The sequence below is a fragment of the Azospirillum himalayense genome, from assembly GCF_042657465.1.
Taxonomy (GTDB): domain Bacteria; phylum Pseudomonadota; class Alphaproteobacteria; order Azospirillales; family Azospirillaceae; genus Azospirillum; species Azospirillum himalayense.
Window position 1 is genome coordinate 11,741 of the sequence record NZ_JBHSLC010000015.1, and the last position, 14,303, is coordinate 26,043.

Consider the following 14,303-nt stretch of genomic DNA (forward strand, 5'->3'; position numbering starts at 1 on the left):
CGGCCATGGACGTCAGCGGCCTGTCGACCGCCCTGCACCAGCTCACCGCCGCCGTGGTCACCGGCCTCGGCCTGCTCGGGCCGGACGTGCAGACCGCCCTGCGCCTGCTGATGATGCTGTCCTACACGCTCGCCCTGCTGCTCTGGCTGTTCGAGGGCAAGGCGGCGGTGCACGGCCCCTTCCTGCGCATGCTGCTGAAGTTCGCCGCCATCGGCGCCCTGGTCGAGTGGTTTCCCGCCGGCTCCGCCGCGCTGATGCAGGCCGCCGCCCAGCAGGGGCTCAACCTCGGCCCCGGCGGCGGCTTCTCCCTCGACGACCCCGGCTACATCGCCCACCTCGGCATCCAGGCGGTGATCCCGCTGATGCTGCGGGTCAAGGAGATGCTGGGGCCAGTCGATTTCTTCCTGAACTTCGTCGAGATCGTCATCTTCCTGCTGGCCGCCCTGGTGGTGATCGTAAGCTTCTGCATCCTGGCCATCCAGGTCTTCCTCGCCTTCCTGGAATACCGGCTGCTGTCGCTCGCCGCCTACCTTGCCATTCCTTTCGCCGTGCTCAGCCCCACCAGCTTCGTGGCTGAACGCGCCATCGGTTACATCGCGGCATCCGCGCTCAAGCTGCTGGTGCTCGGCTGCGTCATCGCCATGTGCAGCGCCACGCTGCTGGCATTGACCTTCCAGGGCACGCCGACCCTGGCCCAGGCCTTCGGGGTGGCGGTGCTGGCGGCGGCGATCTTCGTGCTCGCCATCAAGGCGCCGCGCGCCGCCGCCGGCCTGGTCAACGGCGGGCCGGTGATGGACGGCATGACGGCGCTGGCCGCGCTGTGGACCGCCGGCTGGCTCGGCATGCGCAGCATGGCCGGTGCGGCGGCGGCCACCACCGGGGCACCCGGCAGCCTCGCCGTCGGTGCTTCGGCGCTGTGGAGCGGCCTGCGTCATGTAACGACTGGTGCAACCGCGTCCGTCGGCAGCACCGGCGGAACCGGGGGCGGCGCTGGTGGCGGGACCGGCGGTGATTCCGCCGGGCGCCGTTACCCGGCCGGCCGCTTCGGCGGTTCCCGGGCTTCGGCCCCGCGCGGCAGCGGCTGGGACAAACCGATGACCGACGCCCAGCGCGGCGAACTCGACCGCCTCGCCGCCGGCCGCACCGTCGATCCCACCCTCACCCGCGGGCAGGCCAGCCAGCTCATCGAACGCTGGGGCGGCGAGGATTCGTGGCTGCGCCGCACCGCCTCCAACGCCACCGAACGGCCGCAGGACCCGCCGGGCAGGACGCCCGGAACGGATCGCCGCGCCGACGACAAGGAGACCGACCCGTCATGAAGGAGCGCGTCGTCAACGTCTACGACCCGCCGCTGGCGGCCGTGCCCGACAGCGCCAAGTACCTCGCCGCCATGACCTACCGCGCCAGTCGCGAGGCCAAGGCGCTGCGGCTGAAGCGCTGGACCTTCGCCTTGGCGGCACTCGGCCTGTCCTGGGGCTCGCTGATGACCTGGGACAACCTGCACATCGCCGGCAAGCTGGTGGAGATCGCCCGGTACAAGCCGGTCTACCGCGTCGAGCAGGAGATGGACGGCCACCAGCGCCTCGTGCTGCTGGACAACACCCTCACCGTGTCCAAGGGCGCCCGGCTCAACGCCGTCCAGTGGTTCGTCCGCTGGCAGCGCCAGATCGGCACCGATCCGGTGATGCTGGCCAGGGACCGAGCCGCCGCCCGCGCCCGGCTGACCGGCGGCGCGGAGCGCAAGTGGGACGCCCTGCTGGCCGCCGACCTCGCCCCGGCCGAGGGCTGGACCCGCGACGTCGCCGACGTCCGCGTCCAGGAGCGCGAGGCCGACCCGAAGACCGGCACCTCCGCCTTCTACGTGGTGTGGACCGAGACGGTGTACCGGGACTTCAAGCCTCGGTCCAAGACCCTGATGAGCGCCGCCGTGGTCACCGTGGACGGCCCCTCGCGCGAGGGCGCGCTCGACGGCGTGTCGATCTCCGGCTTCTCCGAGCCCAGCGGCACGCCGCTGAAGGCCGAGCCGAAGGAGCCGGCCAAAGCCCACCCCATCCCCCAGTCCGAGACGATGGAGCCCCAGCCATGAGACTCCCGGTTTCCCTGCTGGCGCTGCCGCTGCTCGCCGCCTGCGCCACCGAGCCGCCCCCGGTGCCGGCCGCCGGTTCCGCCACGCTGCAGCGCCCCTACACCCTGGCCGACCTGCACATCCCGCCGACGGCCATGGAGCGCGAGCCGAAGGAGAAGGCGGGGTCGCGGCCGTCGCGGGCGCAGACGCGCAGCTGGGTCGGGCAGGCCAACGAGGCGGCGCTCGACCTGCCGACGCTGACCTGCTTCAAGGGCAAGAGCTGCGAATACTGGTACCAGCCCGACCTGCAGTACCTCGTCTACATGGCCGAGGGCAACCAGACGCTGGTCTGCCTGAAGCCCGGCGAGGTGGTGCGCGACATCGTCGCTCCGGGCGCCCAGGTGTGGATTCCCCACAGCCCCTACAGCTTCGGCAAGGGGCCGCAGCGCACCGAGTGCATCGCCTTCATGCCGCGCCGGGCCGGCCTCAACCAGCAGATTTCCCTGTTCACCAGCGAGCGCAAGTACGACCTCAACGTCGAGACCCACAAGCGGGTCCACCACGTCGAGGTGCGCTGGCGCTACCCCGAGGACTATCTCGCCACCCTGAATGGTCAGGCCGAGGTTGTTTCGGGTGCAGCCGGGGACCGGCGCGACCGCACCACCGAGCTGGCCTACCGGGATCGCCGCTGCACCTACACGCTGGAGGGCGGCACGCCGGAGTGGCGGCCGGTGCCAACCCCCGACGGCCAGCCGCCGGTGTGCGACGACGGTGAGGTGACGATCATCAACTTCACCCCCGGCGCGCTCGGTGCCTACGGTGCGCCGATCCTCTGGCGTATCGGCCCTGACGGCACCCGCATCCCCGTCCAGTACGGCCGTATGAACGCCACCTACCGCGTCACCGGCATCCACGACCACCTGCTGCTGGCGATCGGCGCGCAGGAGGTGCACATCCGGAGGACCCGCGCGTGACATCGGTCAACGACACCCCGCCGCCGCTGCCGCCCGATCCGCTGGCCCGTCACCGGGTGATCACCTCCGGTCCGCACGTCGTCCGCATCCTGCTGGTGGCGGCCGCCGTGATCGGGCTCGGGCTGGCGGCCTACATGCTGGGCCGCAGCCAGGGGGCAGGCGGGCTCCCGAAGCTGTCGGTCGCTCTCGGCCCGACGCAGCCGGACCCGCGATTGCCCAGCTACGAGGACATGGCGCCCAAGCCGGCGCCGGTCCCGCCGCCGCCGCCCCGCATCGAGAAGAGGGAGCCGGCCCCGCCGCCGCCCCGACCGCAGGCCAAGGCGCCCCCGAAGGAGGACGAGCTGCGCAAGAAGGCGATGGAGGCCGGCGTCGGCGGCTGGAGTCGCAAGGAGGAGGGTACGGCCATCGCCTCCGTCCCAGCCGGGGTGCCGGACTTCGCCGCCGCCGGCTCCGACTGCTTCGTGCCGCCGGGAACGCCGATCCCCCTGCTGACGGTGAACCGGGTGGTGACCGAGCGCGGCGGCATCGTCACCGCCCGGGTGACACAGGACGTCTGGGACGCCGGCTTCGTCTGCTTGGCGGTGCCCGCCGGTTCGGTGGTGACGCTGGACGTCGGCGCCGGCGTCACCAGAGGGCAGAAGCGCATCGAGGTGGCGAACCCGGTGATCACCCGGCCCTGGCCGCGCAACGACACGGTGCGCGTCGCTGCCATCGGGACGGACATCGCCGGCGCGGCGGGGCTGGCCGGATCGGTGCAGGTGCCGTGGCTCCAGACCGGGCTACTGATCGCCGCCAGTGCCGCCGTGGACGTTGCAGCGGCGGCGCTGACGGGTGGCGGCAGCCTGATCGGCGGCATCCTTGGGCACAGCATCGACCGCCCGCTCGACAAGGCGGCCAGGGACCTGCTCGACCGGGCGCCCGTCATCACGCTGGACGCCGGGGAACCGGTACTGCTCCTGCTGCGCGGCGGGCTGTGGGCCGACGAGTTCCGGCGGTGACGCGCAGATGTATTGCCGCGTGCCACCCAGCTTCAGAGCTCGGCCAAACCACCGGCTACCCTCACGCAAGCAGCGCGGCTTTTCCATCACATCCTTTGCCCACGGCGTCACGGAACCCCTCGTGCACGGCTCCGGTTAAGCCACCATGACCACCACGCCCAAAAACGATCCCGACGCCGCTCTCCTGGAGCGCGTGCTGCGCTACCAGGACATCCTCGCCGACTACAGCCGCCTCGCGGCCGAAGCCAAGGAACTCGGCCGTCTGCTCCAGTTGACCTGTGTGCAGGCCGCCCGCGGTATCGGCATCAAGCGCAGCAAGATCATGCGCTACCGGCCGACCATGGGCGACCTGCTTATCGAAGCCGGGGTGGGTTGGAAGCCGGGCGTGGTCGGCCAGGTGACGCTCGGCACCGACGTCTCCTCGCCCCCGGGCCGCACCCTCCAGACCCGCCAACCGGTCATCACCGACGACCTGCCGAACAGTTCGGAGGTCCGCTACGCGCCGGTCCTCCAGGAGCATGGCATCGTCTCGGCCTTGAACACGCCTATCGCTGTGGACAGCATCGTATGGGGCGTGATCGAGGTGGACAGCGAGGTGCCGCGCCACTTCACCCAGAGTGACGTCCAGTTCCTGACCGCCATGGCCAACATCCTGGGTATGGCCGTGCAGCGCAAGCTCCAGGAGCACCACACCGCGGACATCGCCAAGAAGGCCATCACCGAGGTCGAGCAGCAAAAGATGCTGATGCGGGAGTTGCTGCATCGGGACAAGAACGACTTCCAGATGGTGATGGCGCTCCTGGTCGTGCAGGAGATGAAGCAGAGCGATCCCGGTGTGCGGCAGGCGTTCCGCCATGTCATGGACCGGGTGTCGGCGATCAGCATGGCGCATGACCAGTTGGCCATGCGGCCGGGCCTTGGCACGATCGACGTGGCCGCCTACCTGCAAGCGCTGTGCGGCAATCTCGACCAGCGCCGGGAAGGGATCCACGTCAGGACGGCGTGCGAGCACGCCGAGCTGGTGCATGAGCGCGCGGTGCCGCTCGGCCTGATCACCAACGAGCTTGTGACCAACGCCATCAAGCACGCCTTCCCCAGTGGCCAGGGCGTGGTGACGGTGACGTTCACGGTGGAGCGGGAAATCGAGCACGGCTGCCTGATCGTTGCCGACAACGGGGTCGGCATGGGCCCGCCCCGGCCGGGGAGTTCGGGCTTGCAGCTGGTCAGGAGTCTGGCTGCGCAGGTTGGCGGCTCGGTCGAGCAGACCAGCCCAGGCCAAGGCACCATGTTCCGGATCACCGTCCCGCTCGTGGTGTGAGGCCCTGACGCTGTTCCGCGACCGTCAGGATCCATCGGCGGACAGCGCCAAGCGGATGGCATCCAACAGGCGGTTCGTCGGAACAGGCTTGGTGAACACCAGGGTTCGGGCTTCGGACGGTTCAACCATCACTATGTCGGGCAGCAGATGGCCGGTCGTGATGACAACCGGCAGCATGGGAGCCCGTTCACGAAGCTTGGCGGTCAGGCTCAGCCCATCGAGCCGAGGCATCCGGATGTCGGTGACCAGGATGTCGGCCGGATCCGCCGTGTACGCGTCCAGAGCCTCAACACCGTCGCACGCCACGGTGACCCGGAACCCGGCATCCACCAAAACCTCCTTCAGGACCATGGCCACCAAGCTCTCGTCTTCAGCCAGCAACACATGGATCGGCATGGCGGTCTGCTCCTGCGGCCCGGAACTCTTCCCTGCAAACACATCGAGCCGGGGAAACCGTGCGGATGCCTCACGTTCCTGCCCAGCGCGCGACTCTTCGGCAACACTGACCTTAGGCCAAGGCCGCACCCAACCGGAGTCCCCGCTCGCGGGCTGGGAATGAGCGGCCGTTGCTGCCTGTTGTCGAGGAATGGACGTTTGGGAGAAAATCAAGGCCGCGCAAGCCCGCCTTAGGGACCTGCAGGAGCGCCGGCAGCAGGTTCTGGCGTCTGCGTACGAGCGCCTGCGGTCCAGCGACGCGACGCTGAGAGCATCCAGCCGGAAGGCATGCAGGAGGCCACAGCAAGAACTGGGCGAATCAGACGAACCCGGAGGCACCAAACGGAAGCGGTCAGATCGTCCGGCTCCGGAGAGCGGGTCATGAACGCAGGGCCACCGCAGCCCTGCCGCTTTTCGAACACATCCGATATACTGGTGGTCCAGCGTGGCGCGAAGACGCGGAATGTTACGTGTAGATGCTTGCAGTTTTTGGCGCCTGTGCTTGCTTTTATCGCCGAGCCATGCTCGAAATCGGTGAAAACGAGGCAGGGCTTATACTCCTATTAACTGCAACTCTGCTTGCATTAGCTGCGATGTGCTCGCACTCATCCAGACCTGCTCAGATTCCTTGAGGTAGTACTCAGGGAAGGAGCGATGGGCGAACGAACGAAAATCTAAAAAGGGGACAGTTTTCGTTGGGGCATGCCGGCAGCGCCCGTTGCGCTCTACTGTGATAATTTCCCAATTATTGGAGAATTATCCGTCATCCTCGCGAAGACGGAGGGTGACGATTGCTTTCTTAAGGTTGCTGATAATCCTTGAATAGGAATGCTCCAGGCGCCGTTGGTATCGCAGGCTTACATGGCATCCATCTGCTGCTCCATGAGGTCGCCCAGCTGGCGCGGCGTCACCGGCTTGTAGAGCATGGCAAGGTTGAGGGCCTCAGCCTCGCGCGCGCACTCCGGACCGGTTTCGCCGGTCAGCAGGATGCCGGGAATGTCGGCGCCGAGCAGACGGCGGATCTCCACGACGCCCTCGGTCCCGAAGCGCTGCTCGCGCAACCGGTAATCGGTGATCACGATGTCCGGCCGCCGGCCGCCGGCTCGAAGGCGCTCAAGAACCTCCTCGATGGACCCCGCCACCAGCACCTCATAGCCCCATTCGGTCAGAATGGCCTGCAGGCCCATCAGAACGATGGCGTCGTCGTCCACCACCACGGCGAACCGGCCGCCGCCGCTTGCCGCCCTGCTGTGCACGGATGGCCGAACCAGCGCCGCTCCGCCGAGCGGCACCATGATGCTGAACGTTGACCCTTCGCCCGGCACCGAGCGCACCTCGACGGAATGGTCCAGCAGCATGGACAGGCGCTGAACGATCGCCAGACCCAGGCCGAGTCCCTGGTTGCGATCACGTTCGGTATTGCCGACCTGGTGGAATTCTTCCCAGATCCGGTCCAGATGGTCGGCCGGAATGCCGACGCCGGTGTCCCGGACCAGGATCCGCAGTGCGCCTCCCTCGCGGCGGCAGTCCAGCGCGATCTCACCGTTCTCGGTGTAGCGGACGGCGTTCTCCAGCAGGTTGCGCACCATGCGGCCGAGCAGCGTCGGGTCGCTGCGCACCGTGCCGCCGCACGGCGAAACCCGCAGCGCCAAGCCCTTGATCGCCGCAACCGGGACATAGGACGCCGCCAGCTGATCGATCAGAGGCTGAAGGGGGAAATCCTCGAAGGCCGGCGCGACCGCGCCCGCATCGAGGCGGGAGATGTCCAGCAGACCGTCCAGCAGAGCCTTCATCGCGTCCAGCCCACGGCCGAGGTGGACGAGCTTCTTCTTTCCCTCCGTGTCCTTGACGTGGGGCTTCAGGGACTCCAGGAACAGCAGAAGTGATTGCAGCGGCTGACGCAGGTCGTGGCTGGCCGTGGCCAGGAAGCGGGACTTGGCGGCGTTCGCGCGCTCGGCCTCCTCCTTGGCCAGTCGCAACGCTTCCTCGACCTGCCGTTCCTCGGTCCGGTCGCGCAGGATTCTCAGGAAGCCGTGCACGTCGCCGTCGCGCAGCGGCATCATCATGCCCATCGCCCAGAAGCGGCTGCCGTCCTTGCGCATGTGCCAGCGCTCGTCCGACACCCGCCCCTCGGTCAGAGCCCGGTGCATTTCCTCCTGGGGCCGCCCGTCGGCACGGTCCTCGGGAGTGAAGAAGACCGCCATGGATTGCCCGAGGATCTCCTCCTCCTCCCAGCCCAGGATGTTGCGCGCGCCGGTGTTCCACACCGTAATGCGGCCGTCCAGGTCGGTGGTGACGATGGCGTAGTTGGTGGCGCTCTCCAGGATCATGCGCAGCCGCTGCTCGCTGGCCAGCAGATGGCTGTGGGCGACGCGCAGCCGTTCGGCCGCCTCGGCCCGTTCCATCGCATAGGCGCGGGCCTGGTACTGCCGCCGCCGGGCCCGCAACGCACCGCGCACCGCACCGATCAGCGTCGTCGGATGGAAAGGGCGCTCGAGGAAGGCGACGTTGCCGAGGATCTCCATCAGGCGCCCCGCCGCCGGGTTGCGCTCCAGCCCGCCCGTCCGCCCAGTCAGCAGCACGAAGGGGAAATCCGACCAAGGGGGCTGCGCCGCGATCCAGGCGGACAGCCGGTGCAGGTCGGCCGTGACCAGCGCCTCCTCGACCAGGACCGCCACGCCGGCGCCGCGCGCCAGCTCCCGCACCAGCGCGTCGAGATCGGAACAGGCGACGGCCTCGATCCCCCCGTCGCCGAGGAGCCGCTGCGCCAGCGCCGCGTTGCGCCCGTTGGGCGCCAGCACCAACGCGCGCTCCTCCATCAAGGGCGCGGCCTTCCTCACCGTCATGCCGGATCGTTCCCGAACAGATTGCCCTGGCCGCCGGTGTAGACCGGAACCCCCTGCATCACCCCGTGGAACTGCTCCAGCGGCGCCCCGATCTCGAACCCGCCCGGGGTGATGCGGAACTCGCGGATGGTGTCCTCGTGGGCGCCGGCGCGCTTCTTGACCACCGAGAGCGCGCGCCGCACCCGCCCCTCCGCTTCGAAGTAGCGCAGCAGGATGACGGTGTCGCTGAGGTAGGTCAGGTCCACCGGCGTCTTCATCTCGCCGATGAAGCCGTGCTGGGCCATGGTGAGCAGCGTCACCACCCCCTGCCGGTTCAGGTAGGTCAGCAGCTCGTGCATGTGCAGGATGAGGAACTGTTCCTGCGGCATCGCCGCCTGGTAGCCGTTGAGGCTGTCGAGCAGGACGGTGCGCACGCCGTCCCGCTCGACGTGGGCGCACACCTTGTGCGCGAACTCGCCGGGGCTCAGTTCGGCGGCGTCGATCGGTTCCAGCAGGAGGAGGCTCTGGTCGCGGTAGGCGGCGAGGTCGAAGCCCAGCCCGGCCGCGCGGTCGAGCAGAAGGCCGAGCTCCTCGTCGAAGACGTAGACCGCCGCCTTCTCGCCCCGCTTCATTGCCGCCACGGCGACGCTCAGGGCCAGAAGGGTCTTGCCGGAGCCCGAAGGACCGACCAGCAGGGTGCTGGAGCCGCGCTCCAGGCCGCCGCCGAGCAGGGTGTCCAGTTCGGCGGCGCCGGTGTCCGTGAGGGTACGGGCAAAGCCGTGATGATGCTCGGCGGCGATCAGGCGCGGGAACACCGTGACGCCGCCGGTGGCGATGGTGAAGTCGTGATAGCCGCCGCGGTACTTGGTGCCGCGGTATTTGGTGATCCGCAGGCGCCGGCGTTCCGCCCCGTACTCGGGGGCCAGCTCCTCCAGGCGGACGACACCGTGCGCGATGCTGTGCAGCGTCCGGTCCTGCGCCTCGGCGGTCAGGTCGTCGAGCAGCAGCACCGTCGTCCCGTGCCGGGCGAAGTAATGCTTGAGCGCCAGGATCTGGCGACGGAAGCGGAGCGATCCCTGGGCCAGCAGGCGGATCTCGGACAGGCTGTCGAGGACGACGCGGGTCGGCTGGACGCGCTCGACCTGGTCGAAGATCAGCCTGGTGGTCTCGCCCAGTTCCAGGTCCGAGGAATAGAGCAGGCTTTGCTGCTGCTCGGCGTCGAGCAGGCTTTCCGGCGGCACCAGTTCGAAGACGTCGATGGCGTCGAGCGCCCAGCCGTGCGAGGCGGAACCGGCCCGCAGTTCTTCGGCCGTCTCGCCCAGGGTGATGTAGAGGCCGGTTTCGCCGTTCCGGGCTCCGGCGAGCAGGAACTGCAGCGCCAGCGTCGTCTTGCCGGTGCCGGGGCTGCCTTCGATCAGGTACACGCGTTCCCGCGTCAGGCCGCCGCCGAGCACGTCGTCGAAGCCGGCGATGTCGGTGAGGGCCTTGCCGGCCGGAAGGTTCGGTGCAGCGGTCATGGAAGGCTCCGGAGGTGTCGAGGGAGTGGTGCCGGCAGGTCATGGGCCGGGATGCGCGTGACCGCGGCGCCGAGTTGCCGCTCGGCCCACCAGAGATCGTGCTCCTGCTGCAGGCGCAGCCAGGTTCCCGCATCGGCGCCGCAGAAGCGGGCAAAGCGGAGCGCCATCGCCGGCGTGACCGCCGCCTCGCCGGAGAAGATCCGGTGCAGGGTCTGGCGGGAGACGCCGAGTTCACGGGCGGCTTGGCTCACCGGCATGCCGAGGACAGGAAGCACATGATCGCGCAACAGCGTTCCGGGATGCGGTGGCGGGGAGTCGGGTGGGCAGGATGGGGCTCCGGACACTGGCTTCCCGCGGGAGTCTGTTGCCGACATCCACAACAATGGGGAGGCGCACGTGTAAAGCAAGGCGCAACGCATGCACAGGTAGCCGAAACCATCACAACTCAATGGGGCATACCCTGCCAGGACGGCTGGCCGAGGCACCTTGCTCTCGACAGGATGGATTTCGACGTTGCGAGACGGCGTCGTCCGTAGGTCTGCAAGCAAACGAGACGGCTCATGGCCATCTACGGCTACGCTCGCGCCTCCACGCTGGATCAGGACGTTGCGATCCAGGAGGAGGCGTTGCGCCGGGCCGGCCGCGTCGACCGGTTGGCGCGGTCGATCAAGGATCTCCAGGACATCGTGGCGAAGTTGCGCCGCAAGGGTAGGGGCCATAGACGTACCCGTCGGCACGGACCAACCAGCCGCCGCGTGTGTTGACGACAAAGAATGCGAGCTCGGTTCTGCTGGGCATGCTGCTTCCTATGGGGGCATGTCGCGGAGCGGGACTATCCGGCGGTGTCCGCCCGGCGGTTTGTGAGCGTCTCTTCCGCGGCCTTCCGCCACCAGTTCCGGACGAGGCGGTCGCGCCTCGCCCAAGGAACATTCGTCGTGTTGCTCGCGCCATAGAGCTGCTCGGCCAGAGCTTCGATGGCCTCTCTGTCCAGGGCGATTCCGCTCATGCGGTTCTCCGGTTTGCGGGCAAAGCATCCATTTCGCCGAGGGTGATGAATTTGGATGCGATGGCTCTGAAATTTGTGCTCCACCTGAAGAATCAAGGAAAATATATTGGCATGAAAAAGAGCCTATTGAGACCCGAAGCCCACTCATCGTTCATGGGGTATGTTTGGCGATTGCATCTATCGGGAGGAAAAATATTACGCTGAGGATTGTGGCGGAAGAGGAGCGTCCGGGAGGCGCTTGGCCGACGCCGGTGAACGGACCGGCGCCGTAGTGGATCCGTACAAGCAGCCAAAGATCCCCGTCACGCGGGACGATTCCGGTGCGAGATCCGGACCGGGAGCCTGTTGAGGGTGGTTGTCCGCAGCATCCCGGCCATCACCGGCAGCACCAGCCCACGAGGGAAATCCACCATGTCAGAACAGGCTCTCAAGGAACTCCTGATCAAAGAGTTGCAGGATACCTACAGTTCCGAAACGCAGATCATCGAGGCGCTGCCCGCGATGGTGGAGGCCGCTTCGTCGCCCCAGCTCAAGCAAGCCTTCGAAACGCACCTCCGGGAGACCGACGGCCAGGTCAAGCGCCTGGAACAGATCTTCCAGATGCTCCAGGCCGAACCGGGCGGGAACACCTGCGAGGCGACCCAGGGCCTCATCGAGGAAACCGAGGAGATCATCGACGAAGGCCTGCCGGCCGAGGTGCTCGACGTTGCCCTGATCATGGCGGCGCAGAAGGTCGAGCATTACGAGATCGCCAGCTACGGTTCGCTGAGGACGCTGGCCGAAACCTGCGGCATGACCGAGGTCGCCCGCCTGCTCGAGCAGACGCTCGACGAGGAGAAGGCGACCGATCAGAAGCTCAACCAGCTCGCCGAAGGCGGGATCAACATGCGCGCCTTCAAGGCGGCATAAGGCCGAGCGACGCAGGACAACAGCCGTGGCCGCCGGTGGGGGTTGCGGCTGTTTTCTTTTGCGACGACGCAGCCATAACGCGCGCGTGCCATTGCGAAAAGCGTGTATCCGTTCCGGCTTTCACGAGGGGGCGCCCTTCGAGGCGCAGGCTTGCGTCGCTCATGATTGCCTTGAGGGCATGGGGATCGCTTTGCAGGACGAGGATGTCCTCGGCGAACGGCGTCCAATGTCCGGCGGGAACGCAGCGCCTTGGCGGATGACGGCGCCACCACCTGATGGCTCGGAAACGCGTGGGCCGCATGCGGCCCGCAGCCGGTTCATCAGACGGAAGCCGGCGGCAGCGTCAATTCCCGATGTCGGCAGACTCCAACTCAGGCCGGATGAGCTTCAAGGGTGCGGGTCAGCCAGGATGACATCAAGATGAACGGGATTGTGCAGGGTGTTGGAGACCGGTGACCACAGCGCCGCGTGCTTGACAAGAGCGGCAAGCACATCACGTGGTGCATCGGCGTCCAGGTGAACGATCACGCGGATGGCCTCGAAGCCGATCGGCCTCGGTTCAGCGTTCCCGATTGCCCAGCCGGCCGTGGTGTCGATCTCGGCCTCCACTTCCAGTTCCAGCCGGTGCACCAGGATGTGGCGCGCGACGGCATCGGCGTGAATGCCGACGGCGAGGCAGGAGCCGAGGGCAGCCAGCAGCGCTTCGGAAGCGGTTGGAGCGGCGTTCCCGTTCAGCGGGCCGCCCGGCTCATCCTCCATGACCGGCTGTGCCGGGAGATCACGGATGTAGTTCCGCTGCTGGAACCGGCCCTGAGCGACGGTCCGGCATCGCAGTGTCCGAACGGCGTTCGGATTCCTTTTTTCCTCGTCGATCCGGGGGGGCGGCTCGGGCTTGGGCGACGACGGGGAACGCCCCGCCTCCGGAGCGGGCGGCTTGCGCATCGCAGCATCCTTTCTTCGCGCGGGGTTTGGGGGACAGGCGAACAGGAAGCGCATCATCCCCAGCCGGAAGCCAGTCGGTGCCGGATGGTCCACTGAGCGGTTGATGCGGTTGTTCGATGACCGCGCTGGCCGAAACGTCGGCTCGATCACTGTACGGGCCTCCCCTCGCCACGTCATGCGGTCGATACCGGTGAGCGGGAATGCGAAAACGCTTGGCGGCGGATCCATGCTCGATTGGGACGATCTGAGGTTCTTTCTGGCCCTGGCGCGCACCGGCAGCCTTTCGGCGGCGGCCCGGGATCTGCGGGTCGCCCAATCGACGGTCGGCCGCCGGCTGGCCTCGCTGGAGGCAAGCCTCGGCGTTCGGCTGCTGAACCGCACGCCCGACGGCTATCTGCCAACCTTGGCCGGCGACGAGGTCCGCGTTCAGGCGGAGCGGCTCGAAGCGGAGGCGCTGACCCTGGAGCGCACCGTCGGGGGGCGCGACACCCGTCTGGCCGGCCTGGTTCGCGTCACCTGCGCCGAAACCGTCGCCAGCCAGATCCTGGCGCCCTGCGTTGCGGCGTTGCACGCGGAGCACCCCGAGATGATGGTCGAGCTGATCTCCAACCCGCGCGAGCTCAGCCTCGCCATGCGCGAAGCGGACATCTCCGTGCGCCTGACGCGCTCGGATCAGCACGACCTCGTCGTCCGGAAGATTGGCAGCCTGGACTTCGGGCTCTACGCGGGGCCGGCCTACCTGGATCGCCAGGGTGAGCCGGACTATCAGGCCGGTTGTCCGGGCCACCACCTGATCACACAGACGGACGACATCCAGGAGGCGGCGCAGACCAACTGGCTGGCCGATCTGGCCCCCCGCGCCCATGTCGCGATGCTGACCAACAGTCACGAGGCCGCGGTGCTGGCCGCCGCGCAGGGTGGTGGGCTGGCCTGTCTGGCGCGGTTCCGTGCCGATCCGGAAAGCGGCCTGAGACGTCTGACGCCGCCATCGCCGCCTCCAGGCGCCGCGATCTGGCTCGTCGTGCATCGCGACAACCGCCATACGCCCCGGATCAGAACCGTCCTGACGCACATCGGCGGCCACATTCGGGGTCTTGCCCAGGCACTGTCTCCGGAAGGGGTGGATACGACATCGGGTGGGAAGGCGAGCCGGTAGTACGGGAAACAACCTGTTTTCACCGGTGTCGGTATCGGTGCGGATGTGCATAGCCGGTCACCGGATTTGGATGCGCCGGAGCGGCCAACTTCCCGGACCGGAGGCTGTTCCTTCCCACGCGGCTGTCGACCGATTCGCCGTGGAGTTCGCTGTTGAGA

General features: G+C 67.9%; 14 protein-coding genes. 8 read left to right on the forward strand and 6 right to left on the reverse strand.

Annotated features, from left to right (window positions below; all coding sequences use genetic code 11):
• The first annotated feature begins 5 nt into the window (after nt 1-5).
• The 5 genes from ACFPMG_RS10965 to ACFPMG_RS10985 all read left to right on the forward strand — a co-directional run bounded on the left by ACFPMG_RS10965 (nt 6) and on the right by ACFPMG_RS10985 (nt 5,355).
• Entirely contained in the window at nt 6-1,319 is a 1,314-nt protein-coding gene (locus ACFPMG_RS10965; RefSeq protein ID WP_376995159.1) for a type IV secretion system protein, read from the forward strand.
• Nucleotides 1,316-2,086, forward strand: coding sequence for a hypothetical protein (locus tag ACFPMG_RS10970; protein WP_376995160.1), 771 nt, complete (start codon nt 1,316-1,318; stop codon nt 2,084-2,086). The genes ACFPMG_RS10965 and ACFPMG_RS10970 overlap by 4 nt, the downstream gene beginning before the upstream one ends.
• Nucleotides 2,083-3,039 carry a TrbG/VirB9 family P-type conjugative transfer protein gene (locus tag ACFPMG_RS10975; RefSeq protein WP_376995161.1) on the forward strand — a complete coding sequence of 319 codons (957 nt, stop codon included), beginning with the start codon at nt 2,083-2,085 and terminating at the stop codon, nt 3,037-3,039. Before ACFPMG_RS10970 ends, ACFPMG_RS10975 begins: the two co-directional genes overlap by 4 nt.
• On the forward strand, nt 3,036-4,037 hold the full coding sequence (locus ACFPMG_RS10980; protein ID WP_376995162.1) for a TrbI/VirB10 family protein: 1,002 nt from the start codon (nt 3,036-3,038) through the stop codon (nt 4,035-4,037). The genes ACFPMG_RS10975 and ACFPMG_RS10980 overlap by 4 nt, the downstream gene beginning before the upstream one ends.
• A 145-nt stretch (nt 4,038-4,182) precedes the next feature.
• Nucleotides 4,183-5,355, forward strand: coding sequence for a sensor histidine kinase (locus ACFPMG_RS10985; protein WP_376995163.1), 1,173 nt, complete (start codon nt 4,183-4,185; stop codon nt 5,353-5,355).
• A gap of 24 nt (nt 5,356-5,379) precedes the next feature.
• Here the strand turns inward: ACFPMG_RS10985 and ACFPMG_RS10990 are convergent, their stop codons facing one another.
• The 4 genes from ACFPMG_RS10990 to ACFPMG_RS11005 all read right to left on the reverse strand — a co-directional run bounded on the left by ACFPMG_RS10990 (nt 5,380) and on the right by ACFPMG_RS11005 (nt 10,476).
• Entirely contained in the window at nt 5,380-5,751 is a 372-nt protein-coding gene (locus tag ACFPMG_RS10990) for a response regulator (RefSeq protein ID WP_376995164.1), read from the reverse strand.
• Nucleotides 5,752-6,647: 896 nt separating this feature from the next.
• On the reverse strand, nt 6,648-8,636 hold the full coding sequence (locus ACFPMG_RS10995) for an ATP-binding protein (RefSeq protein ID WP_376995165.1): 1,989 nt from the start codon (nt 8,634-8,636) through the stop codon (nt 6,648-6,650).
• On the reverse strand, nt 8,633-10,132 hold the full coding sequence (locus ACFPMG_RS11000; RefSeq protein ID WP_376995166.1) for an ATPase domain-containing protein: 1,500 nt from the start codon (nt 10,130-10,132) through the stop codon (nt 8,633-8,635). Before ACFPMG_RS11000 ends, ACFPMG_RS10995 begins: the two co-directional genes overlap by 4 nt.
• Nucleotides 10,129-10,476, reverse strand: coding sequence for a HigA family addiction module antitoxin (locus ACFPMG_RS11005; RefSeq protein WP_376995168.1), 348 nt, complete (start codon nt 10,474-10,476; stop codon nt 10,129-10,131). Before ACFPMG_RS11005 ends, ACFPMG_RS11000 begins: the two co-directional genes overlap by 4 nt.
• Nucleotides 10,477-10,692: 216 nt before the next feature.
• Between ACFPMG_RS11005 and ACFPMG_RS11010 the strand changes: the two genes are divergently transcribed.
• Nucleotides 10,693-10,896: a recombinase family protein gene (locus ACFPMG_RS11010; RefSeq protein WP_376995169.1), complete on the forward strand. Its 204-nt coding sequence runs from the start codon at nt 10,693-10,695 to the stop codon at nt 10,894-10,896.
• 68 nt (nt 10,897-10,964) lie between these two features.
• On the opposite strand, the gene ACFPMG_RS11015 is transcribed toward ACFPMG_RS11010, so the two are convergent.
• The gene (locus tag ACFPMG_RS11015; RefSeq protein WP_376995170.1) at nt 10,965-11,138 is read right to left on the reverse strand and encodes a hypothetical protein; all 174 of its coding nucleotides are present in this window, start codon (nt 11,136-11,138) and stop codon (nt 10,965-10,967) included.
• A 351-nt stretch (nt 11,139-11,489) separates the two neighbouring features.
• Here ACFPMG_RS11015 and ACFPMG_RS11020 point away from each other — a divergent pair, with 351 nt between their 5' ends.
• The gene (locus ACFPMG_RS11020; protein ID WP_376995171.1) at nt 11,490-12,047 is read left to right on the forward strand and encodes a YciE/YciF ferroxidase family protein; all 558 of its coding nucleotides are present in this window, start codon (nt 11,490-11,492) and stop codon (nt 12,045-12,047) included.
• A gap of 387 nt (nt 12,048-12,434) precedes the next feature.
• On the opposite strand, the gene ACFPMG_RS11025 is transcribed toward ACFPMG_RS11020, so the two are convergent.
• Nucleotides 12,435-13,139: an OsmC family protein gene (locus ACFPMG_RS11025; RefSeq protein ID WP_376995172.1), complete on the reverse strand. Its 705-nt coding sequence runs from the start codon at nt 13,137-13,139 to the stop codon at nt 12,435-12,437.
• Nucleotides 13,140-13,215: 76 nt separating this feature from the next.
• On the opposite strand from ACFPMG_RS11025, the gene ACFPMG_RS11030 reads away from it, so the two are divergent.
• Nucleotides 13,216-14,145, forward strand: coding sequence for a LysR family transcriptional regulator (locus ACFPMG_RS11030; RefSeq protein ID WP_376995173.1), 930 nt, complete (start codon nt 13,216-13,218; stop codon nt 14,143-14,145).
• Nucleotides 14,146-14,303: the final 158 nt, after the last annotated feature.